Here is a 24,590-nt window from a genome sequence, read left to right as displayed (position 1 = left end):
ATTTTACAGATTATATACAAGGTAGATACAACTGATATAAGTTTTGAAATAATTATTTTTTATAATAAAAGTATCCTGTATATTCTTATTTAACAAATACAAAATCAAGGATGACTTTTTTATATGCTATTTATTATGAATTAAGACTTTTAAAGAAGTCTTTCGACTAGGAGAAGGGGGACTCATATAATGAGAAGAAAAAACAGAAGAAAAAATAAAGGTGCTAAAATTATAAGAAAAGGTTTAATTCTAGTATCTCTAATTGGAGCTTCGATTTTATCATATAAAGGGTATGATTATTATCATGGTAAAATGGTACAAGCTACTAAAGGAATAGCGGCTAATAAAATAGTATCAACTAATAATGTTAAAGAAATAAAGGATAGAAAAGAGACAAAAGAAAAGACAACTAAAGACAGTGATACAGATAAATTACTTAATGTAAATACTGCAGGAGGAAAATATACTTATGATGTAAAAAAAGTTAAAGATATATTAGACAATAAAATAGAGCATGATGGCAAAAAAATAGCGTTTCTTACTTTTGATGATGGACCATCTACAAGTGTAACGCCTAAAATATTAGATGTGTTAAAGAATTATAATATAAAAGCTACCTTCTGTTTAGTTGGGCAAAGTATAAACTCCAACGAAGAAAGTAAAAAAGTAGTAAAAAGAACCTTTGAAGAAGGACATGCATTAGCAAATCATACTTACTCTCATAAGCTTAAAAATTTATACCCTGGAAATAAGATTAATGTAGAATATTTTATGGAAGAAATTTATGAAACTAATGCTGCAATTAAAAATGTAGTTGGACAAGATTTTAATACAAGAGTGTTAAGAATGCCAGGGGGATATATGTCAAGAGAGTACTATAAAGACCCTAATTTAGAAGAATTTAATACCAAATTAAAAGAGAAGGATATGTACAGCATAGATTGGAATGCTTACGATTTTGATTCAGAGGGCAATAAAAAAAATGCAGCAGAATTATTGAATGAAGTGAAAAAAAGTGTAGGAACAAAAGAAAAGGTAGTAATATTAATGCACGATACATATGGTAAGGAAGAAACCGCTAAAGCATTACCTCAGATAATAGAGTATTTAAAAAGTCAAGGATATGAATTTAGAACGATGTCATAAATCAGTATTGCACAACCAGACTCTTTTTTATAACATGTGATTCACTTAGAAAGATGGGGCATATTGGTACTAATTTTGATGCAATAAATAAAGAATTTCCACTAGAAAATATAAAAAGAGTTGGCAGAACAATTGATATAAGTGATATTATACAGATCAGTACTGGAAAAAAAGCGCTGAGTTATCAGATAATCTTGTGGATTTTTTAATAAGTAAAAAAATAAGCCTAGTTGGAGTACAAAAAGCCTAAAACAATGATGTGACAATATATTGTTTCCCATTAAGTCTGCAAGATTCCACTGGATTACCTTGTAGAGTGGTAGTAGAAATTTAATTAATAATATCCCCAACGTTTATAAGGGATATTACTAATTAAATATTTAATGCTTGTTAAGAACCTATAATAAAATACTAATCAAATATAGTGAGAAGTATCGCCATATAGAAGAATTTTAGCTATCCCATCTTTGATTGATACTTTAGAAAGGCTTGATGGTTCTATGTCTGATGTATTCCAAATATCATGTATTTCTTGGTTATTAAAATGTGCCATAATTACTTTTAAAGTAATTCGATGGGTTACCACAAGCACAGTTTTGCCTTGGTTTATATTGACAATGTCTCCAATAGCAGGTATAGCTCTATCTTGCAGTTCTTGATAAGTTTCACCTGATTCAGTAGGAACATATAAGTGAGGCTTGTTCCAAAAATGATTCCAAGACTCAGGATATTTATTTATAATATCTAGCTGCTGTAGACCTTCCCAGTGTCCCATATGAATTTCTCTTAGTTCTTGTTTTATTATTATAGGAATGTTGCGATTACCTTTAATAATCTTTGCTGTGTCATAAGCACGTTTGCTTTCGCTAGAGTAAATGAAATCAATATTTTCATCAAGAAGTCTTTTATGTAATCCTTTTGCTTGAATTACACCAAGTTTTGTTAGAGGGGAATTTTTATGCCCTTGAATTCTTTTCTCTAGATTCCATTCTGTTTGTCCATGCCTAACCAAATAGATAGTAGTTTCTTTCATATTTTCCTCCTAGGTATACTTAGTGCAGTACCGCTTAAATAAATTTATATGAATAGTATAAAAGAAATGTATTTATAAGTATAATATATATTATTTAGGTATCTATAAATAAAATGTATGAATGAGGTTAGAATATGAATTTACATGGCTTAAGGTTATTCTATGTAGTGGCAAGGTTTGGAAGTGTAACCCTTGCAGCAGAGCAATTACGAATTAGTCAGCCGGCAATCACTTCTCAGATTAAAAAATTTGAAAGAGAACTGGGTATAGATCTATTTGAACCTAATGGGAGAGGTGTACGGTTAACTGAAATAGGAGAAAAGCTGGCAGATCAGGCAAAGGTGCTTTTCATGCTAGAAGATAAAATGGAAATACTTATAAGTGGTTATATACAAGGGAAAAAGGGCACTTTAAAAATAGCGGGCAACTATCTTGCATCTAATTTTTTAATACCTAAATGGGCATCACATTTAAAACAACAAAATGAAGATATAAATATTGAAGTTTCCACAATGAATACAGAAGAGGCAATACAGCGACTTATTAGTTATCAAGTGGATGTTGCAGTTGTTGGTAGTGGAGCTATCAGTCACATTGATGAAATTGATGTAAATAAAATTGCTGAAGATGAGTTATGGTTTGTAGTTGCTCCTAGCCACAAATATGCTAATCAAAAAGTGACTTTAGTTGATATGATGTTAGAGCCATTTATAATGCGAGAAAAAGGCAGCTACACTAGAATATGTTTGGAATCTATCTGCAACACATATGGCATTAGGTTACCAAATGTGTCTCTTGAATTCAATGGATTACATGAGGTGCTTATGGCAGTAATGGAAGGGTACGGTGCCAATTTTTGCTCTTCAATGGTTGTTAAAGAGCTTGTTAATATGGGGAAATTATCAAGAGTTCATGTAGATGATATTACCCTTAAAAATGAAATTGTTATTTGCACAAGGGAAAATGAAAAAATTTCACCTATAGTTAAGAAATTTATATCTATTGTAAATTCTTAATATCAAGATTTTAAAGTATGATAAACCAATCATAAAACTTACATCTGCAGATGGTCCTTTGTTTCAGGAGTATAAAGAAATAAACAGAATTCTCAATAAATATAAGGAGTAAAATATTATTGATAAGCTTATTATGTTATCATTTGTGATCTTGATGGAATGAAGAAAATTAATGATAAAAAAAGCAGAAAAATACATACATAGTTTTATCTTAATGTAGAGGAGCGGAAGTATCTGAGAATATAAGAATTTAGTGCTTTATTTGGTTTCTATAGGTTTTAAAATTGGTAATCATATATCCCAAAAATCTCATCATTGTAATAATTTATGGAATCATAGGAAATGTTTATGTATTGAAAAATGGCTTAATTAAATATATACTGTAAGACAAGTATGTAGGGGACTTTATGAAAAATACAAATCTACTTTTCCATACATTATCCTCAATATTATCTTAAAGATATATTGTAAATTTGAAAGGAGAAATTTTGATGGGATTTTTTGTAACGTCTAGAGATATAGGAATAGATTTAGGGACGTCAAATACTTTGGTATATGCAAAAGGAAAGGGTATTTTATTAAGAGAGCCTTCCGTTGTAGCTATAAATACTACAAATAGACAAGTTCTAGCTGTTGGTTCAGATGCTAAGAATATGATAGGCAGAACACCAGAAAATATTGCAACTATTAGACCATTAAGGGATGGGGTAATTGCTAACTTTGATATTGCTCAGCAAATGCTTAAAAAATTTATTGAAAAGGCCAGTGGGAAAGGTGCTTTCAAAAATTCTAGAATTGCAATTTGCCATCCTTCAGAAGTTACTGAGGTTGAAAAGAGGTCAATTAATGAGGCAGCAAGCCAGGTGGGAGCACGTAAGATTATGCTAATTGAGGAGCCTGTGGCTGCAGCTATAGGAGCAGGTCTGCCTGTAGATGAACCAGTTGGAAGTATGATCATCGATATAGGTGGAGGCACTACTGAGGTGGCAGTTGTTTCTCTAGGAGGAATTGTTACAAGTAATACCGTAAAAGTTGCAGGAGATGAATTAGACGAGACAATTATTAATTATATTAAAAGAGAGTTTAATGCAATGATAGGAGAAAGAACAGCGGAAGATGTTAAAATTGAACTAGGTTCTGCCTATGAAAATGAGGATGAAGCAGAAAAAGATATGCAAATAAGAGGACAAGATTTAATGACAGGGCTTCCAAAGGTTATTACTATAACAGAAGGTCAAATACGAGAAGCTTTGAAAGAACCAGTAGCTTTAGTAATTGAAGCAATTAAAAGTACTCTTGAACAAACTCCGCCAGAGCTTGCAGCAGATATAATGGACAAAGGAATAGTGCTTTCCGGTGGTGGCGCACTTCTAAAAGGATTAGACAAGCTTATACATAGTGAAATACATATACCTACTTATATTGCAGAAAATCCTCTTGAATGTGTTGTTCTTGGTGCAGGTAAGTGTTTGGATATGATAGATAAGGTTTAATATAGACTTAAAAGAAATATAAAATTCCAAACAAAAAAGTTGACTTATATCTCTATATAAGTCAACTTTTTACCTTGTGACTTTATACTTATTTGTTAAGAAAATAAGATGAAGCCATAGTTTAACCATTAAACCAGCAGGTGATGATAAAGGGTAAAGGAATTTTATTATATAGCCCTATCTAAATCATAGCCTAGTTTTTTAGCTCTGTAATAACAGGATACAAGACCTGCCACATCATATCTGGCATCATGAAAACCTACATCTTTACAGTTAAAAAGCCTCTTTGCTCCTTTAAGAACTGTAGACTCATTCACCTCAAGAAAGGCCATGGTTTCTTCCAATCTAGGGTTCTTTAATCTACCGGTTTTAGTTGTTGCCTGTACTATTGATTTAAAGAATTCCATAGTACAAAAAAATCCTTTTGGAGACCAATTTATGCTGTTTAATCTATTAAATTCTGCAGTGATAAACTTTTGATCAAATCTTACATTGTGGGCAATAAATATACCACCATTTAAATCTTCAGCTACTTCTTTAGCTACATCTTTGAATTTGCGTCCATTAGATAGAACTTTTAATGTTTTTGTACTAAAACCATGAACTGCTTCTGCTGAAGGGTCGATATAATCTACGGCAAAAAAGAAATTTTTGGCAAAAGAAACTTTTTCTTCTCCAGAATCATTTGTATCACATACGCAATATGTAAGTTGTAGAATTTCACCAGGTTCTAAGCCTGTAGTTTCTGTATCTATAAAAATCTTTTTCATAATTTACAATCTCCTTAGTGTGCTATGTTAAATCCATTTCTTTTTTACTACAGTTATTTATTATAACTTCATAAAAGCATATTTTCAACATTAGCTTCCAATAATTAATTTTATTAATTAAGTTTATACAGAGTTATAACTCTGAGAATTTATTCAGAAATCTTAAAATTATGATAACAAAGGCATATAGAAATAGTTGACATGATTTTAATTTAATGATAATATAGTTAATAAGTATATGATATATAATAATAAAAACCATATTTATAGAGGGAGTAACTGCCTGTAATTTAACAGGATTCAAAGTCGTCATTTCGGATAAAATCCCGGCTTTGATAACATTTAATGTTTAGTGAGACTCTATAGCTAGGAATTTTTCTAGCTATAGAGTCTTTTATTTTAGCTAAATTTTTAATCTATAAAGTAAAATTGAGCAAAGTTAGGAGGTGATTATTATAGAATTTGTAGATACTTTGGCAAATCAGCTTATGTACATAGTTAATGAAGTGGGTTATGCTGCAGTAGTAGCAATTACTGCTTTAGAATATGCATGTTTTCCTATGATGCCTAGTGAAGTTATATTGCCTTTCATTGGAGTTACTGCAGCGCAGGAAAAGATTACATACTTTGGAGCAATATTTTCAAGTATTATTGGAGGATTAATTGGTTCTCTTTTATGTTACCTTTTGGGATATTATGGTGGAAATTCTCTTATAGAAAAAATGAAAGTAAAATTTCCAAAGACGAAAGGAAGTATTGAAGCAATAAATAAGTGGTTTGAAAAATATGGAAAGTTAGCAGTACTTTTTACAAGATTAGTTCCACTTACTCGTACATATATTTCAATCATAGCAGGGACAACTAAATTAGGCATGACAACATTTATCTTATTTTCAATGATAGGAATAATGATATGGAATTCAATACTTATTACACTAGGATATTTTATAGGTCATAATTGGAGTTATATTGAATTGATCATGAAGCAGTACAGTATATTTGCTTCAGTTATTATTGGAATAGTGATTATAACAGTAATTTATAAAAGAAAAAAATATAAGGTATGCAGTAAGTAATAGAATAGAGTTCTTATGAGTTTGCAATAAACAAAATTTGATAAAAGTTTTTTGAAGCTTTGAAAGGGGGATATATAATGAATGAATTTTATAAGAAATCTTCAAATGAAGTTATGAAAATGTTAGGTGTTACTGATAAAGGTTTAAATGATGAAGAGATAAAAAAGAGACAAGAACAATATGGCTTTAATGAATTAGAAGAAGCTGCAAGGAAGAGTCACTTACAGGTTTTTATTGACCAGTTTAAAGACTTTTTAGTTATTATATTATTAGCTGCAGCACTTATATCTGCTTTTCTTGGGAAACTTGAAAGTACGCTTGTAATTATGGTAGTAATAACAATCAATGCGATTCTTGGAACCATACAGCATATTAAGGCTGAGCAGTCTTTGAAAAGTCTTAAGGCTCTTTCGTCACCAACAGCTAAAGTCCTAAGAAATGGACAAAAGGTAGAAATTCCTTCACGAGAGCTAGTGGTAGGAGATATTTTATATTTTGATGCTGGAGATTATGTAAGTGCAGATGGCAGAATACTAGAAACTTACAGCCTTCAGGTAAATGAAAGTTCTCTAACAGGAGAGTCTGAAAGTGTATTAAAGGTGAGTGAACCTATAGATGAGGACAACATATCAATTGGAGATAGGAAAAATATGGTGTTCTCTGGGAGTTTTGTGACCTATGGTAGAGCAGTTGTACTAGTTACTGGTATAGGTATGAATACTGAAATTGGTAAGATTGCTAACTTACTTGAGAATGCAAAGGAAAAGAAAACACCTCTTCAAGTCAGTTTAGATAGCTTTGGAAGAAAACTTGCCATTGTTATACTGGCTATATCAGCATTTATCTTTGCTTTGGATATATTTAGAGGACGTGAAATAATCGATTCCTTTATGTTTGCAGTATCCCTTGCGGTAGCAGCTATTCCAGAAGCATTAAGTTCTATAGTAACTATAGTGCTTGCTCTTGGAACTCAAAAAATGGCCAAGAAAAATGCTATAGTGAGAAAGCTTCACGCAGTTGAAAGCCTTGGTAGTATTTCTGTAATCTGCTCAGATAAAACAGGAACCTTGACACAGAATAAGATGACGGTTCAAAAGATTTACGTTGATAACAAGGTACTGAATCATGATGATTTGGATAAAAATAAGGTTCTAGAGAAAAAGCTAATATTAATGGCATTATTATGTAATGATGCTATTACTACTGAAAAAAAGGAAATTGGTGATCCAACTGAAGTTGCACTAGTTAACTTGGGCGAAATATATGACATGGATGAATTATCTATCAGAAAAGACTATCCAAGATTAGGTGAGATACCCTTTGATTCTGATAGAAAATTGATGAGTACTGTTAGTAAGCTTCAAGATAGGCCAATTATAATTACTAAGGGTGCACTAGATGTACTTCTATTAAGAGCTGTAAAGATAGAAACCTCAAATGGAATAGAGGAACTTACTGAAGAAGATAAAAAGGAAATAGAAAATATAAATAAGGATTTTTCAAAGAATGGACTTAGAGTGTTGGCCTTTGCATATAAAGACATAGAAGAAGGCAAAGATATTACTCTAGAAGATGAAAAGGACTTAACCTTTGTAGGACTCATAGCTATGATGGACCCACCAAGAGTTGAGTCTGCAGAAGCAGTGGCTAACTGTATCAGAGCTGGTATTAAACCAGTAATGATAACAGGTGACCATAAGATAACTGCCTCTGCCATAGCAAGACAAATAGGCATACTGAAGGATGAAAGAGAAGCCATGGAGGGCTTTGAATTAGAAAATATAAGTGATGAGGAATTGAAGCAAAAGGTTCAGGATATCTCCGTCTATGCTAGAGTGTCACCTGAGCATAAAATAAGAATAGTAAGAGCTTGGCAGGAGAGAGGCAATATAGTTGCAATGACAGGAGATGGTGTAAATGATGCACCAGCTTTAAAGCAGGCTGATATAGGAATTGCCATGGGAATAACAGGTACTGAAGTTGCCAAGGATGCTGCCTCTATGGTGCTAACAGATGATAACTTTTCAACTATTGTCAAGGCCATATCAAACGGAAGAAGCATATATGCAAACATTAAAAATTCTATAAAGTTCTTGCTATCAGGAAATACAGCAGGAATACTGTCAGTACTTTATGCGTCCCTAGGAGCATTACCTATTCCTTTTGCTCCAGTTCAACTTCTATTTATCAATTTGGTTACAGACAGTCTTCCAGCTATAGCTATAGGGCTTGAGCCTTATAATCAAAACATTATGAAAGAAAAACCAAGAGATGTAAATGTTCCAATTCTTAATAAGTCCTTTGCAATAGAAGTTATTTTGGAAGGGGTATTAATAGCATTAAGTACAATTATAGCCTTTCATATAGGATTATCAACAGGAGATGCTTCAGTTGCGAGTACAATGGCTTTTGCTACTTTGTGTTTAGCAAGATTGATACATGGATTTAATTCAAGATCTAAAGAATCAATATTTAAAATAGGAGTATTCTCAAATAAGTATATATGGATTGCAACGATAATTGGTTATTTACTTCTAACAGCAGTTCTAACCTTCAGACCACTTATGGGAATATTCGAAGTTACAGCATTAAATGCTAGCCAGCATGGATATATATATGGATTGTCCTTTATTCCATTAATTGTGGTTCAGATCTATAAATTAATATTTGTAAAACCTGAAAAGTAATATTCCATTTAGAAATATATTTTAATTATAAAAATCTGACATATATATTTATTGTGTCAGATTTTTTATAATCATTTTTAAAATAATTACTGATACTGCCGAAATTCAGATTATAAGCTTTTAAGGAACTTTTACAAACATAAAAATATATGTTAAAATTTATATTGAAAGTATACTGTTTCCAAGTGAATTGTTTAATGAAACAGAAGAGTTTGTATTAGAACATAAAAATGAAAAGGTGGTTTTTTAATGGCTGTTTTAAATAATTTGGGGTTAAGTGTTTTGTTTGGAATATTGGGCATTTTTATTATGCTAGTAGGATATTTGATATTTGATAAGGTAATACCTTTAGATTTTAATAAAGAGTTGGAAAAAAACAATACAGCAGTAGCTATAGTTATCGCAGGGCTACTCATTGGAATAGCAATTATAGTATCAAGAGTTGTTGGAGCATAAGAGTTATCAATATAGGGTTACTTGACCGAAAGTTAACTTATACCCCCGGGCTATGTTTCAAAGCTTCAGTCCGTTAAAAACTTTTAGCCAGTCTAAAGCTTGTGTTTTAGACGACCTAAGAACCTTCGATAAACTCGCTATGCTCAGACACATCTAAGGTTCTAAGGTTGTCTTAAAACCCTTCACTAAGACTGACACAAAGTTTTTAAATCTACCTTCAGCTTTGGAAACATATCCCTTTGTATAAGTTAACTTTCTAGTCAATTTCTCTATAATTAATCTCCATCAAAGAAGTTTCCTAGGCCACCTAAAATGCTTCCTTCTTCCTTTTTCCCGCCACCATAAGGTGCTGCTGCAAATACACGTTCTGCAAGTCTATTAAATGGAAGAGATTGAATCCATACAGTTCCAGGACCTGATACAGTGGCAAAAAACACACCTTCACCACCAAAGAAAGTATTTTTAATTCCACCTACAAATTCTATATCATAACGTACGTCCTTTGTCATAGCAACTAGACAGCCAGTGTCTATTTTTAAAGTTTCTCCATGTGATAAATCTTTCTTTAGTAGTGCACCACAGCTGTGAATAAATGCCATTCCATCTCCTTCTAATTTCTGAAGTATAAAGCCTTCACCGCCGAAGAAACCAACACTTAATTTTTTCCTAAAATCTATGCCAACAGACACACCTTTTGCTGAACATAAGAAAGAATCCTTTTGGCATATAAGTTTTCCGCCAAGGGCACTTAAATCCATAGGAAGTATTTTACCAATGTATGGTGCTGCAAAGCTTACCTTCTGTTTTCCATAACCTGTGTTAGTATAGGCTGTCATAAATAGACTTTCACCTGTTAACACTCTTTTTCCAGCTCCAAGGAGCTTATCCATAAATCCACCTTTAGATTGAGAGGAACCATCTCCAAATATTGTTTCCATTTGAATATTAGGATCCATCAACATCATACTTCCAGCTTCAGCTATTACAGTTTCTCTAGGATCAAGTTCTATTTCAACAAACTGCATGTCGTCCCCATAAATCTTATAGTCAATTTCATGAGAATTCACATATATCATCCTTTCTTTAATATTAGTATTTTCAATATATATTAATTTAGCCCTAACTTCAATATATTATTATAATATTTAAAATGTTTTTAAATTATAGTTAAAGTAGGAAATTACATAGCAGTGAATTTTAAACTTTGGTAAAATATTAAGTAAGTATTATTTTATAAAATGACATTATTAAAAGGAGAAAGAAAATCTTATATGCATGAAATTGAAAAATTTATATCTATAATAGATGAAGATCTCAGATCTAATATAATTATTGAAAGTATAGACTCAGAAGATCCAGTAGTAGTAAAAGACGTGCCAAATTCTTGGAGTTTATTAGGGTGTGGTAATTATGCAGCAGTGTTTACTCATAAAGACTTTGAGAATTATGTAGTAAAAATATACGCTAAAGGAAGGCCAGGCTTAAAAGAAGAAATAGAGGTATATAGAGCTATCGGAGATCATCCAGCTTATTCAAATTTAGTATATTATACAGAGGATTATCTAATACTTAAAAGAATTAAAGGTATCACATTGTATAACTGCTTCAGGTTAGGAATAAAAGTTCCACCTAAAATAATAAAAGATATTGACGAAGCTCTTAAGTATGCAAGAAAGAGGGGACTTTACCCTCATGATGTTCATGTAAAAAATATAATGATGATGGACAATCGCGGAGTTGTAGTTGATATTTCAGATTTTAAGCATAAGGAATATTGTTGTTTATGGGATGATTTTAAAAAGGCCTATTATAAATATTATTTGCCTTTTTTATATAAGTTTACTATACCTATTCCTGAATTTGTACTTAATTTCATAAGGAAAAGCTATAGAACTTATAAAAAGCTTAAAAAGAAAATTAAATCTATAACTTAATAAAAGCAAATGCTTTTTTACAGTTGACAGTAGAAAATAAAAGGAATGTAATATATCCTATAGATAACACATTCCTTTCTTGTTGTCTGTAAAATCATAAGAAAAATACCATATTACTCATTATATCTAACTCTATCTACTATAGATTCCTTTTTAAGTTCTTTCTCTACTAAATAGGTTATAAATAGCTGAATTAATGTAAATACTACTGTAACTAAGATTATAGCCTTTAGCGGAAACTGATATTTACCAGCTGCCATAAACTTAAGTAAATAAAATACATAGGATAGAAGAGTTCCTACAATAACTGATATTATAATGCTTATACCAGAATAATAAGCTCCTTCTATTTGCAAAAGCTTTCTAAGTTGAACATTTGAAAGTCCCACAGCTTCCATCATTCCAAATTCTTTTTTTCTTGCCATTATACTTGTAACCATAGTATTTATAGAATTTAGAATTCCTATTAAGCCTATGATAGATATTAGACTGACACCAGCAAGCTCCATGCCCTTAAGCTGTAAATCCTGCTTTTGCTTATATTCCTTTCTATCAAAGAATATAGCGTTATTATTTGCTTTTGATATATTTTCTAAATTTAATTTTACATTATTATAACTGTCCTCATTAATGTCAATACATAGTTTACTTATTCTATTATCTTGAACTACTTTAGAAAAAGCAGTTTCATGGGTTATAAATTGAGGACCTATGGATGTGTACCCAAGCCATCTAGTGTTATAACTAACTACAGCAGCTATAGTAAATTCTTTTTTTATAGACCCATCGTTATTTTGTAAAATTACTTTATCTCCAATTTTAAGAGGGTTTCCTTCATTGTGATTATCTTTATTGTAGTTTACCATAACAACTTCATCTTTGCTTTTTAAATTTTCTTTAGAAATTTCTCCTAGTAAAAGATTCTTTTTTAACTCCTCTAACATAGAATCATCAAAGCCAAAAAAGTCACAATTTAATTCAGGTAAAATCTCCATATCAGAACCTTTAAATTCTTTATTAAATTTATTCAAAATCTTATCATCTGCTGTATAAATTGTCTTATGCTTAAGTATATTTACTTTTTTAATTCCATTCATTGATTTAACTTTGGCTAATATATCTTTATTTAAAGGATCACTTCCATCATCAATATCTCTGCTATTCAAATTAGCTGAGGTTAACTCAAAATCACTGGTTATGTGAATATCAGGGCTATTTTGTATACTAGATAACAGTGAAAAAAACAATATAAACAATATTCCTGTTAAAGACATAGATACTATAGTAATAAAGGTTCTTTTTTTGCTTCTCCAAAGATTTAAATAAGCTAATCTTCTCAGGGTAATAGGGCCTTTACTTTTTCTTTCCTTTTTTTTAAAATTTAGCTCTACACCAGTATATCGTATAGCTTCAATAGGAGATATTTTAGAAGCTATTTTGCTTGGCTTTCTAAGGGATATTATAACTGTAAATAAGCTCACAAGAACTGCTAAAAAAACTATATATGGTGAAGTTTCTACAGTTAGCTTTACATTCAAAGGAATCAGAGGAATAATAAATAGGCTTAGAAGATGTCCTAAGACAATACCTCCAGGAATTCCTATAATGGATAATAATAATCCTTCTTTAATTACAACTTTTCTTATCTGTTTTTTAGTTGCTCCTAAGGCAGATAACATTCCGAATTGAGTTATTCTCTCTTTAATAGAAATGTAAAAAATATTATATATTACAAGTGCTGTTGCAAGCACAACTACGAGGCCAGCAATGCCAGCAGGAATCAGAACCTCTTTAGATAGACCTAGTGCATTTATATACATTTCATTTATATTCGTATCTTTATCATTAAGACCTATGCTGTGACCAACCTCATAGGCAGTATTTGAAATGTTTCTACCTTTTACCTTTGCAGTTACTTGAGTAAATATATATTCAGGTTTTACATTTTTTAAAATATAATCCTTTGAAACAATGGCAAGTGCCTTATATCCCTGAGTCCTAAGTAATTCACCATCATCTAAAATACCGCAAACTACAAACTCACCTTTACCTTCATAGCTATATTCCTTCGCTCCTTCTCTATAGGAAAGAGTAACTTTTTCTCCTATTTGTGGTTTAACACCTATTTTTTCAAGTATCCATTTAGGCATAGCTATATCTTTTTCTTTTTCAGGCCACTTCCCTTCCTTTAATTTAAAATAGTCGGTAGTATCACCTTTAGATTTATTTACATAACACATTTCAATGGAATAGGGAATGTATTGCTGGTTAAAGCCTAAAGACATATATTCCTCTACAGAAGTAAGCTTTTTGTTGTTTTTCAGCATTTGAACTTGTTTATCGCTAACATGTTGATATTGAACATGACAATCTCCAGTTTGAGCTATGATATTTTTTATCTCCATCTGTTGAATACTATAGGACAAAATACCTATTGTAGTTATCAAACAAGTTGATAGCATTATAGCTATAACAACAAGTATATTTTTTAATTTATTTATTTTTAAATTCTTTCTTGAAAGGTTTGACAAACTATTCATTTCCCAAACCTCCAACTATTTTTCCATCTTCTATTCTAATTACTCTATCTGCCATTTGAGCTATTTTATCATTATGAGTTATCATAACTAGGGTTTGATTATACTTTTTTACAGACAGCTTCATTAAATTTATCACTTCTTGTCCTATTTTTGAGTCTAGATTACCTGTAGGTTCATCTGCCAATATTATTGATGGTTTTGTAGATAATGCTCTAGCTATTGCAACTCTTTGCTGCTGTCCTCCTGAAAGGGTACTAGGCAGCGCATCCTTTTTATTATAAATATTTAAGGTTCCCATAAGCTCCCTTATATAATTTTCATCTACCTTTTTTTCATCTAATCCAATAGGTAGAACTATATTTTCCCACACATTTAATACAGGAATAAGGTTATAGGATTGAAATACAAAGCCTATTTTTCTTCTTCTAAATATTGCGAGCTTTTCATCATTCATAGAATAAATATCTTTACCATCAATGAATACCTTGCCAGCAGTAGGCCTGTCGAGTCCTCCTAATAAGTGAAGCAGAGTGCTTTTGCCAGAGCCTGAACTTCCAATTATTGCTGCAAACTCGCCTTCCTCAATACTTAAATTAACTTCATCTAAGGCTTTTACCAAGCTTTCATCCTTGCCATAATATTTTTTTAAAGAATCTGTTCTTAATATTTCCATAAGTATAGCCTCCTTTTTTATTCCAATAGATCTTCATATATGAAACTCATAAGAACTATTTAATTAAAGGATAGCACCTAAAGCTTTCAGCTCACTTTCAACTTTTCTAACAGTTTTGTAAGAAAAGGCTAAAAACTGTTCCTTTGCCTAGTTCAGACTTTACTGTTATACAGCCCCCTTGCGGCTCTAATATTTTTCTTGTAAGATATAATCCAACGCCAGAACCTTCAGATTCTTGAACTGTTTTAGAAGGTCCTCTATAAAACCTTTTAAAGATATTATTGGTTTCCTTATTAGGGATGCCTATGCCGTTATCCTCTATATCAATTCTTAAATAAGACTCCATTTTATTTATACTAATTTTTATGTGTCCATTTTCTTTTGTATATTTAATTGCATTTTCTATGACATTAAAGATTGCTTCTTTTGTCCATTTTAAATCATGAGTAATAAAACAACTTTCTATACAATCTATGCTTATATCAATATTTTTTTCAGAAGCTTTTAAATACACTTGGTTAACAGCTTGAAATATAGTTTCATTAATATCTCCTTTTTCTTTTTTTAAACTAATCATACCGGCTTCTAATCTAGATAATTTTACTAAGGAGTCTGTTAACCATTGAAGTTTATTAATATCTTCTTTACTTCTATATAAAAATTCCATTCTTTCGATATTGCTTAAGCCTTCATCTAATAAAAGAGAGTTAAACATTTTTATAGATGCTAGAGGAGTTTTTAATTGATGAGAAATATCCGTTATTAGGGATTTAATATTTTCCTTTTCTTTTTCTAGATTGTGCAGGGAATTTTCAAGTCTTCTTGTCATCTGCTCAAATTGGATATATATTCTTGATAAAATTCCTTCTTTATCAGCAAATATGTTTACTGAAAAATCACCATCTATTATTTTGTCTATGCTTCTTGAAAAGGACTCCAACCTTTCTGTAAAATATCTGCTTCCATAGATAAATAAGATAATATTTATTACCATAATTATTATAAAAACCAATGTAGTGGAAATCATAAATTTATAAAAATATGTTTTGAAAATATCATCTTCAAAGGCTCTAGTATTTATATCGTATCCATATTTTAATAAGGTTTTATTTCCTACATCAGTTAGTTCTCCACTATTCTTATTTATTACGGTTTTTACAATGTCTAACTCTTTTTCTGGATAAATATTTACAAGCTTTCCTACTAGATTTTGATTTAACCTAATTTGCTCTTTGTGAATCTGCTCTAAAAAATAATATTGAGTAGATATAAAAACAGCACATACAAGAACTGAGTTGAGCAGAAGTATTATAAGCATTTTTTTAAATAGAGGTTCTTTTTTTATGCAGCTAATCATTGCTTTACACACCTTTCTGCCCAAATATATCCTATACCTCTTACAGCTTTAATGTATTTAGGATTTGAAGGATTTTCTTCTATCTTTTCTCTAAGCCTTCTGATGTTAACAGCAATGGTATTAGGGTCTACAAACTCTCCATCTAAATCCCATAATTCATTTAATAATTGTTCTTTTTTCAGAATATGTCCACCATTAGTCAGTAGATAATTTAATAGTTTTAGTTCCCTTTTGCTCAATATTATTTCTTCACCATTTTTTAATACTTTCATTTCATGAGGATAGAAAGCTATGTCTTTTGATACAATTTTCTCACAGGCTTTATTATTGCTATTTCTTCTAAGCAGGGCATTTATCTTTGACATTAAAACCATGAAACTAAAGGGTTTTGTAATATAATCATCTGCGCCCATATCTAGTCCCGTAACTATGTCTATTTCTTCATCACGAGCGGTTAGAAATATAATAAGTACATCACTATTTTTTCTTAATTCATTGCAAAAATCAAAGCCGTTACCATCAGGAAGACCAATATCTAATATAATAAGCTCAATATGCTCACTATTAAAAATTCTTTTTCCATCCTCTAAATTTTTTGCAGAGAAGACATTCATGCCTTCCTTGCGCAGCTTAAAACTAATACCCATATTTAAAGATTCATCATCTTCCACTAATAAAATGTTTTTCATAAGACCACCTACTTATATACTATAATGTTTTTCTTAACCACATTTTAGCATAATTTTGGTAATGCTACTATTAGAAGGTTGACTTTTAATATTGGGCATCTTCAAAAAAATAACTAGTCAGTATATAGTCTATTTTGCGTCATACTGCAACCGCAGAACCCTTAGATAGGGTCGAGACTATCTGCGGAACCTGCCTCCTTGTCTGACACAAAATATCCGTCGCATCTTTGACTTGTTATTTTCTTTCAGATGCCTTAGTGAAAGAGTTTTTGTTCTATTATCAATTTTAAAAAAGTATGCTATAATTTTAAAAATATACAAGAAGGGTAGTGTATTTGAAACTAGTAGAAGTTTGTAGGAGGTGTTGTAAATTATGAAAAGTCATGGATGTACTCTTGATTGTTTTGGATGCTGTAAACTAAATGTTCATGTTGATGATAATAAGGTAATAAAAATAGAAGCAGATAAAAATCATCCCTATACAAAGGGAATAATGTGCGAAAAGGGGAGAAATCATTTAAAAAGATTAAATGATAAAGACAGGCTATACTCTCCTATGAAAAAAGAAGATGGAAAATGGGTAAACATAAGCTTTGAAGAAGCTATAGATATAATTGCAGATAAATTAAAGTATTATAAAGAAAAGTATTCTTCAAACTCTGTAATGCATTATAGTGAATCAGGTTCAGGCTCTATACTAAAGGGAATAGAAGATATATTTTTCAACTTTTATGGCGGTATAACAAAAGCTGATGGAGGAACTTGTTGGAGCGCCGGATCTAAAGCACAAAAGTATGATTTTGGATATAATAAATCACATTTTATAGATGATGTTTTAAACTCAAAGAATATAATACTTTGGAGCAAAAATCCAGCAAATTCTCACATACAGTTGTTTCATAGAATAAAACAGGCAAAGGAAAAGGGGATAAAAGTAATAGTAATAGATCCACTTTCTACTAACACTGCTAATATTGCTGATATTCATATAAAAATAAATCCATCCACAGATGCTGCTCTTGCTATGGCAATGGCAAAAATAATAATAGAAGAAAATCTGCAGGAAACAGAATTTATAAAAGAAAATGTGATAGGTTTTGAAGAATACAAAGCCTACTTAGATACTTTAGATATGAATTATCTATGTGATGAATGTGGTGTAGATATAAATACAATAAAAGAACTTACTTATCTTTATGCTAAAGAAAAATACAGCTCTATATATATTGGGTATGGAGTTCAAAGATATAAAAATGGAGGTAACTCTATAAGAGCAATAGATGCTTTAGGAGCTATAACTGGAAGTGTAGGTAAAAAGGGCGGAGGAGTAAATTACAGTAACAAAGTATATCCTGACGTGTTAAACTTAGATCCTTACAATAGTTATAAATATGCCTCAAAGGAAAGAGAATTTGATTTAAATGAGTTTCCAAGTTTTGCGAAGGATAACCTAAAGGCTATATTTATAAGCAAGGCAAATCCTCTTAATCAGTGGCCTAATTTAAATGAATTTACAAAGGCATTTAAAAGCATAGAATTTAAGGTATGCATAGACATGTTTTTAACTGATACGGCAAAGCATTGCGATTTGGTTATTCCGTGTACAAACACCTTAGAAACTGAGGATTTGTTATATACCTCAATGAGCAATCCATATATAATATATAATGAAAAATGTGTAGAGCCAAAGTACAAATTAATGGACGAATACTATTTCTTTAGGGAACTTGCAAAAAAGATGGAAATGAAAGAATATCCTTATGTACCTAAGAAGGAATATTTAGCACAAATTATAAAGCCTTTGGAAGAGAAGGGAATAACTTTTGAAAAGATAAAAAATGAATATGTAACTATACAAGAAGATGATGTTGCATGGAAGGATTTAATATTTAAAACACCATCAAAGAAAATAGAGATATATTCTGAAAGTGCAAAAAAGAATAATGTAAGCCCAACACCAGTTTATATTAATGAGAAAAGCTCTAAGCTTAGAATTATAACTACTCATCCTAAAAGATCTTTAATGTCTCAAAGCTTTAAAGACATAGATACAATGGCTGTAGCTAATATAAGTCAGAATACCGCTAAAAATCATAATTTGCTTAATGGAGAGATTGTTACATTAAAGTCTGTAAATGGAGAAATAGATGTTCAGACAAATATAAGTAATAAACTCATGGATAACATAGTTCACATGGAAATAGGTTGGTGGGAAAAAAGCTCAAATCCAAACTTCTTAACAGAAGGGGCAGTTTCTGATATGGGCAAACAAATAGCTTATTATGACACTTTTGTAGAAATAAAAAAGAAAAGTTAAGTTATAGAGTTTTATATAATATCTATTATCTAAGATAAAGTCACTATGCTCAGTTTGACCAACTTATCAATGCTAGTTGATAAGTTGGTCCGACTGAACGTAGTGGCTTTATTTTATTGGAAACATAAAAATTTCAAAAACAAAAAACTTTTCACCCCCTATCCTTCGTATTAGATAATGTAATACAAAAAATAGTTAATTTTGGGAGGGAAAGGACAATGAAAGATATAATTGTTTTTGAAAATGTTTCTAAAATATATAACAAAAATCAATATGCGCTAAATAATGTAAACCTTAAAATTGCAGAGGGCATGTTCGGACTTTTAGGACCTAATGGGGCAGGTAAAAGTACTCTTATGAAAAGCCTTATTACACTCATTGCTCCAGAAAAAGGTAGGATTATGGTAGATGGTTATGACACTAAAACTCATTCATTGGAGGTTAGGGATATAGTAGGATATCTGCCACAAGACTTTTCCATATATCCTAATTTGACTGCGTGGGAATTTTTAGACTACATGGCTCAGATAAACAATTTAGGTGGCAAAAAAATGAGAAGAAAAAAAATAGAAGAGGTATTAGATAAGGTTAATCTTTTAGATGAAAAGAATAAAAAGGTTGGAGGCTTTTCAGGAGGGATGAAAAGGAGACTTGGAATTGCTAATGCCATACTTAAAGATCCTAAGATTTTAATAGTTGATGAACCAACAGCAGGACTTGATCCAGAGGAAAGAATCCGTTTTAGAATGCTCCTTGTAGAACTGAGTAAGCAAAAATGTGTTATTTTATCAACTCATATTGTAGAGGATATATCAAGTTCCTGTGAAATAATTGGGCTTATTAATAAAGGAAGTATACAATATTTAGGTTCTCCTATTGACTTTATTTTAAAAGCAAAGGAAAAAGTTAAAGAATTTAAGGTTTCAACTCAAGAGGAGATATTAAGTTTAAAAGATAAATATGAGATTATTTCTGTGAAAAGAACATCTTCAGGAAAGTTTCTAAGAGTTGTAGGAGAGGATTTCACTAATAATACTGGCGGGGTAGATGTGGAACCTAATCTTGAGGATGCCTATATGTATTTTATGAAATATGGAGAAGGAGAAAAGAAATATGTTTAAGCAGATTTTTGTAATAGCTAAACAAGAATTTAAGAGTCTTTTAAAAAATTGGATTACAATAATTACTACTATTGCATTTACAATGGCTCCGATTTTTGTATATAGTCCTATTGAAAGTAAAGAAATGTGGACGAATTTATATGCTGCATATCAGTGCAATAATGGATTAGTTGCTCTGGCAATTGTGGTTATACCTATTATAATTCTTTCAATTTACTATAAGGATGAGATAACAGAAATGCCGGTATTAATATTTTCACAGCCTATTACAGGTAAAACATATGCTGTAGGTAAATTTTTAGGTGCATATATGTACTGCCTATTTTTTTGTATTATTGAAAACATAATATGGATATTTATGCCCTTGTATTTTAAAGAAGCACCTTATTCGCCAATTCCATTTTTGAAATATTTTGTTATTTATTCAGCAGTTTCTTTTTTGGCAATGACAGCTTTTTCATATTTTCTTGAGATTATATTTAATATTAAGCCTGTAACTATATTTCTTTCAATGCTGATATTTATGGGGATAAGTGGGGAAAACATGCCTAAATTCAGTTTAATGATATCTTCAATTTATATGGATAATTTATATACAGGAAAACCTCTAGCACCGGATATTATAAATCTCATTATGGTGAACAGAAGCTTTATAATGACCTCAGCAGCCATACTAATTATAATTTCAATATTTAAATTTTCTACTGAAAAATTAATGGATAGAAGGTGATTTTATGACTTTAAAATATCATTTAAAACAGCAGCCAAAGATTATGCTTGGAATTGCAGGTACGTTTATGGTAATAGTTTTGATATTTAATATATTAAACATGGATAGAGAGTGGTATGTCTTCAATTGTATAATTTCATTGTTACCTCTATTTTTTACTGCAAATATTTTCTCAACAGAAATTGAAAATGGAACAGATTTTCTGATTTTTACATCAAGAACACCTAAATATAAAATATTAATTCAGAAATATATATCAGCATGGATTATAAGTGAAGCTGTACTTTGTATTATTTATATTTCTGCTATAATCATGGGTTTTGAAAAATCTTTATTTGGATTATTAGCTTTAATATTAATTTCTACTGTTTTGAGTTTAATAGGTCTTCTGTGCGGCAATATCACAAGCAACACATTAGCAGCTTATGGCGTACCTCTAAGCATGTGGGCTTTAGATATGGTGACGAATATAAGATGGCATGAAAGTCATCCCTTGCTATCTATTAATATAAATTTGATGGAAAAATCAGTTGATTTTTGGTCAAATATATTGTTTATGATTATTGTAATCATTATAATGGTTATTTTAAATCTTTTTATTGTAAGTAGAGGGGAACATTTAAGAAAAAAGCTTACGTACAATGGGATAGTAACAGTAACAATAGCGTCCTTAGTTTGTTTATTTTTATATAATTATTTTTTTATAAAGCTAGAGTTTTGGCATGATAACAATTGGAAAGTATCAAAGGGGCAAAATATCAATTTACATTATAAAAATTTAGATAACAAACGTGCAGAAGAGTTCCTTAAAATATGTGATGCAGAAGCAGAAAGTCTACAAAATGTTTTTGGAGAGGATATGTGTTATAATGAATTTTATACATTTAATGTAAAACAAAGGGATTCATTAAATAACAAGGACAAGGTATATTTAATGCCAATAAAATCTTTAAAATCCTTTAATGATACTAGATATGATGGAGCATATTGGCATCAAGATATAAATAGAATTTTGATGGAATCAGTATTTAAAAATATAAAAATTAACAATGAAAACGAAATTTTAAAAGATGCATGGCAAAGTTACATTTATTATTCATACGTTAATGATGAAATAAAAGATAAATTAAAAGAAAATACGATGATTATTCAGACTGGTTACTCTGATAGAACTGATTATATAAAAGGATTGGAAGAAGATTTTAAAAAATGCAAAGATAATGAGAAGGAAAGGCATAATATTCACAGCCTTAATACTATATCTGAAGTTTTTTTATATAAACTAGACCAAGCTAATCATGAAAATATGATAAAGCTTTTAAAGAATATACAACATAGTGAAAAAAAGCTTTCATATATGGATATAGAAATTCTTATAAGAAAGTATTATAAGGATAAGTCTGTAGATGAAATTATTAAGCTGTATAGTGAGGTTAGGGAGTACCACGAAAAGTATTATAAGAATAAGAGCGCAGTAATTGAATTTTAGGCATATTCAAAAAAATAACTAGTCAGTATGCTAGTCTATTTTGCGTAATACTACGTCAGCAGAACCCTTAGATAGAACAACTATCTGCGGAACCTGCCTCCTTGTCTGACGCAAAATATCCGTCGCATCTTTGACTTGTTATTTTCTCTCATATGCCTTAATTTACTACATTATAAGGAAGGTATGAAATGGAACTAGAGATTAAAAATCTTACTAAGATCTATGGTAAAAAAACTATTTTAAATAATATGACACTAAGATTTAGAAATGGAATTACCGGAGTTTTAGCACCTAATGGATCAGGCAAAACCACTCTTTTGAAAATTTTATCAACGGTGAGTATTCCAAGTGGTGGAAATGTCTATTTAGATGGAAAAGACATATTTAGAATGGGAAAGAGTTATAGAGAGATTATAGGATATTTACCTCAAAATTTTGGAGTATATCCTAACCAAACTGCAGAGAAATTTCTAAAATACTTTGCTGTTTTGAAAGGAATAGATGAAGATAAAATAGATTACAGAATAGATGAATTGTTAGAGCTTGTTTCTCTTAAGCATGTAAAGAAAAAGAAGCTTAAGACATTTTCAGAAGGCATGAAGCAGAGAATAGGAATAGCACAAGCACTTTTAAATGATCCTAAAATTCTTATCTTAGATGAGCCTACGGTTTCTTTAGATCCAGATGAGAGAATTAAGTTTAGAGACTTTTTAATCCAAATAAGCGAAAGTAGGATAGTCATTTTATCGACACATATAGTATCAGACTTAGAAGCTGCAGCTACAGATATAGTTTTTATGAAAGATGGTGAGGTGCTTTTATGTACAACCCCTGAGGAAGCTTTAACTGAGGTTGAGGGGAAGGTATATGAGTTTATAACAGATTTAAAAGACGTACAGAGGTTAAAGGAGAAATATGTTGTAAGTCATAGTATGAATAAAAAGCAGGGTATAGCAGTTAGAGTTATCTCAGAGGAGACACAAAGAAGAGCGGTACTTGTAGAACCTAACCTTGAGGATGTTTATATTTATTATTATCAGGTTAAATCCAATTAAGATGAAATAGGAGAATATAATGATTTTACGGGTATATAGGGCGGAACTTTACAAAATAATAACATCTCATAGGTTTAAGATAGCTCTTGTGGGAATACTGATATTCTCAATATACAATATAGTAGCTGAATATGGAAAATTTTCAAATTATGACTATATTTATGAGTGTAATAAGAAGGATAATATTAATAGAATTGATACTTATAAAAAATCCTTAGACGAATTAGAAAAAGGTTCTATATCTAACTTAAGTTATTATTTTAATGGGTCTCAAGAGGTAATTAACAATGAAAAAAAAATATATAAGAAGGGAATAGAGTTTTATAGCAGTCATAAAATTCTTCCGCTTAAAAAAGATTTTTCTCAAGGATTAGATAAAAGTATTTTTGACGATATGTACTGGCTGCCTATATTGCTATTATTCTGCTGCGATATTGTATGTAATGAGAGATTTAAAAACATAACACAAATACAGTTTTCTTCATGTACAAGCAGATTAGAATTGTATCATTCAAAATATATGGCAATCTTAACTGCAATGGTTTTAATATTTATTTTAAATTTAATATTTTCCTATCTTTTTAGTGGATATTTAATGGGATTTTCAGATTTGTCTGGTTCTATGCGTTCTATATCTGGTTATTCTACAGCAACTATTGAAAGAAGTATCAAGGAACTGCTAGTACTTAAGATTGTCTTTGCACTTATAATCTGTGCATCAGCTGCAGTTATATTTATTTTTATTTCAACTGTTACAAGGGATGCAATAACTTCTTATATTATAAGTGCATTATTGGTGTGTAATTCTGCTCCTTTCTACTTTACGATAGAAAATGGTATAGGATTTTCTAAGTATTTTTTCATTTCTTTTTACTATGCAAATCAAAATTATATTATGGGAGATGTTACATATAACATAAAGTTTGGAGTAATATCTATGTTAGTTCAAAACATTTTTTTATATTTACTAGGACTTTATATTTATAAGAAGATAGAATAAAGTGAGGT

At 30.5% G+C, this 24,590-nt stretch carries 20 protein-coding genes; 13 read left to right on the top strand and 7 right to left on the bottom strand.

Annotation, left to right across the window (positions count from 1 at the left end; translation table 11 throughout):
• Positions 1-189 precede the first annotated feature (189 nt).
• On the top strand, positions 190-1,146 hold the full coding sequence (locus ACZ5N4_RS17450; RefSeq protein WP_464203777.1) for a polysaccharide deacetylase family protein: 957 nt from the start codon (positions 190-192) through the stop codon (positions 1,144-1,146).
• Between the two features lie 415 nt (positions 1,147-1,561).
• Here the strand turns inward: ACZ5N4_RS17450 and ACZ5N4_RS17445 are convergent, their stop codons facing one another.
• Positions 1,562-2,179 (bottom strand): histidine phosphatase family protein, encoded by a 618-nt coding sequence (locus tag ACZ5N4_RS17445; protein ID WP_464203776.1) that lies wholly within the window; start codon positions 2,177-2,179, stop codon positions 1,562-1,564.
• 134 nt (positions 2,180-2,313) lie between these two features.
• Between ACZ5N4_RS17445 and ACZ5N4_RS17440 the strand changes: the two genes are divergently transcribed.
• Both ACZ5N4_RS17440 and ACZ5N4_RS17435 read left to right on the top strand, forming a co-directional pair.
• Positions 2,314-3,195, top strand: a complete 882-nt coding sequence (locus ACZ5N4_RS17440; protein WP_464203775.1) for a LysR family transcriptional regulator — start codon at positions 2,314-2,316, stop codon at positions 3,193-3,195.
• Positions 3,196-3,686: 491 nt separating this feature from the next.
• Positions 3,687-4,688: a rod shape-determining protein gene (locus tag ACZ5N4_RS17435; RefSeq protein ID WP_464203774.1), complete on the top strand. Its 1,002-nt coding sequence runs from the start codon at positions 3,687-3,689 to the stop codon at positions 4,686-4,688.
• 167 nt (positions 4,689-4,855) lie between these two features.
• On the opposite strand, the gene ACZ5N4_RS17430 is transcribed toward ACZ5N4_RS17435, so the two are convergent.
• Positions 4,856-5,458 carry a 3'-5' exonuclease gene (locus ACZ5N4_RS17430; protein ID WP_464203773.1) on the bottom strand — a complete coding sequence of 201 codons (603 nt, stop codon included), beginning with the start codon at positions 5,456-5,458 and terminating at the stop codon, positions 4,856-4,858.
• A gap of 473 nt (positions 5,459-5,931) precedes the next feature.
• Between ACZ5N4_RS17430 and ACZ5N4_RS17425 the strand changes: the two genes are divergently transcribed.
• The 3 genes from ACZ5N4_RS17425 to ACZ5N4_RS17415 all read left to right on the top strand — a co-directional run bounded on the left by ACZ5N4_RS17425 (position 5,932) and on the right by ACZ5N4_RS17415 (position 9,677).
• Positions 5,932-6,534, top strand: coding sequence for a DedA family protein (locus ACZ5N4_RS17425; protein ID WP_464203772.1), 603 nt, complete (start codon positions 5,932-5,934; stop codon positions 6,532-6,534).
• A 77-nt stretch (positions 6,535-6,611) separates the two neighbouring features.
• Positions 6,612-9,221: a cation-translocating P-type ATPase gene (locus ACZ5N4_RS17420; RefSeq protein WP_464203770.1), complete on the top strand. Its 2,610-nt coding sequence runs from the start codon at positions 6,612-6,614 to the stop codon at positions 9,219-9,221.
• Positions 9,222-9,470: 249 nt separating this feature from the next.
• Positions 9,471-9,677 (top strand): DUF350 domain-containing protein, encoded by a 207-nt coding sequence (locus ACZ5N4_RS17415; protein WP_464203769.1) that lies wholly within the window; start codon positions 9,471-9,473, stop codon positions 9,675-9,677.
• 275 nt (positions 9,678-9,952) lie between these two features.
• Here ACZ5N4_RS17415 and ACZ5N4_RS17410 read toward each other — a convergent pair whose 3' ends face one another.
• Complete coding sequence (locus ACZ5N4_RS17410; RefSeq protein ID WP_464203768.1) at positions 9,953-10,744, bottom strand: TIGR00266 family protein; 792 nt, start codon at positions 10,742-10,744, stop codon at positions 9,953-9,955.
• A gap of 171 nt (positions 10,745-10,915) precedes the next feature.
• On the opposite strand from ACZ5N4_RS17410, the gene ACZ5N4_RS17405 reads away from it, so the two are divergent.
• Positions 10,916-11,611: a protein kinase family protein gene (locus tag ACZ5N4_RS17405; protein WP_464203767.1), complete on the top strand. Its 696-nt coding sequence runs from the start codon at positions 10,916-10,918 to the stop codon at positions 11,609-11,611.
• A gap of 113 nt (positions 11,612-11,724) precedes the next feature.
• Here the strand turns inward: ACZ5N4_RS17405 and ACZ5N4_RS17400 are convergent, their stop codons facing one another.
• From ACZ5N4_RS17400 to ACZ5N4_RS17385, 4 genes are all read right to left on the bottom strand, one after another.
• Entirely contained in the window at positions 11,725-14,151 is a 2,427-nt protein-coding gene (locus tag ACZ5N4_RS17400; protein WP_464203766.1) for an FtsX-like permease family protein, read from the bottom strand.
• A complete protein-coding gene (locus ACZ5N4_RS17395) occupies positions 14,144-14,824 on the bottom strand; it encodes an ABC transporter ATP-binding protein (RefSeq protein WP_464203765.1) in 681 nt (226 codons plus the stop codon). Before ACZ5N4_RS17395 ends, ACZ5N4_RS17400 begins: the two co-directional genes overlap by 8 nt.
• A 106-nt stretch (positions 14,825-14,930) precedes the next feature.
• The gene (locus ACZ5N4_RS17390) at positions 14,931-16,181 is read right to left on the bottom strand and encodes a sensor histidine kinase (RefSeq protein ID WP_464203764.1); all 1,251 of its coding nucleotides are present in this window, start codon (positions 16,179-16,181) and stop codon (positions 14,931-14,933) included.
• The gene (locus ACZ5N4_RS17385) at positions 16,178-16,870 is read right to left on the bottom strand and encodes a response regulator transcription factor (protein WP_464203763.1); all 693 of its coding nucleotides are present in this window, start codon (positions 16,868-16,870) and stop codon (positions 16,178-16,180) included. The genes ACZ5N4_RS17390 and ACZ5N4_RS17385 overlap by 4 nt, the downstream gene beginning before the upstream one ends.
• 373 nt (positions 16,871-17,243) lie before the next feature.
• Here ACZ5N4_RS17385 and ACZ5N4_RS17380 point away from each other — a divergent pair, with 373 nt between their 5' ends.
• The 6 genes from ACZ5N4_RS17380 (at position 17,244) to ACZ5N4_RS17355 (ending at position 24,582) form a co-directional block, all read left to right on the top strand.
• Positions 17,244-19,187: a molybdopterin-dependent oxidoreductase gene (locus ACZ5N4_RS17380; RefSeq protein ID WP_464203762.1), complete on the top strand. Its 1,944-nt coding sequence runs from the start codon at positions 17,244-17,246 to the stop codon at positions 19,185-19,187.
• A gap of 218 nt (positions 19,188-19,405) precedes the next feature.
• The gene (locus tag ACZ5N4_RS17375; protein WP_464203761.1) at positions 19,406-20,308 is read left to right on the top strand and encodes an ABC transporter ATP-binding protein; all 903 of its coding nucleotides are present in this window, start codon (positions 19,406-19,408) and stop codon (positions 20,306-20,308) included.
• A complete protein-coding gene (locus ACZ5N4_RS17370; RefSeq protein WP_464203760.1) occupies positions 20,301-21,038 on the top strand; it encodes a hypothetical protein in 738 nt (245 codons plus the stop codon). Before ACZ5N4_RS17375 ends, ACZ5N4_RS17370 begins: the two co-directional genes overlap by 8 nt.
• Positions 21,039-21,042: 4 nt before the next feature.
• Positions 21,043-22,527 carry an ABC transporter permease gene (locus ACZ5N4_RS17365; RefSeq protein ID WP_464203759.1) on the top strand — a complete coding sequence of 495 codons (1,485 nt, stop codon included), beginning with the start codon at positions 21,043-21,045 and terminating at the stop codon, positions 22,525-22,527.
• Between the two features lie 188 nt (positions 22,528-22,715).
• Positions 22,716-23,582 carry an ATP-binding cassette domain-containing protein gene (locus ACZ5N4_RS17360; RefSeq protein ID WP_464203758.1) on the top strand — a complete coding sequence of 289 codons (867 nt, stop codon included), beginning with the start codon at positions 22,716-22,718 and terminating at the stop codon, positions 23,580-23,582.
• 19 nt (positions 23,583-23,601) lie between these two features.
• On the top strand, positions 23,602-24,582 hold the full coding sequence (locus ACZ5N4_RS17355; RefSeq protein WP_464203757.1) for a hypothetical protein: 981 nt from the start codon (positions 23,602-23,604) through the stop codon (positions 24,580-24,582).
• Positions 24,583-24,590 lie beyond the last annotated feature (8 nt).

Source organism: Clostridium nitrophenolicum (assembly GCF_055391695.1).
The sequence above is the reverse complement of the archived record's forward strand: the minus strand, read 5'-3'. Positions and strand labels throughout refer to the sequence as shown.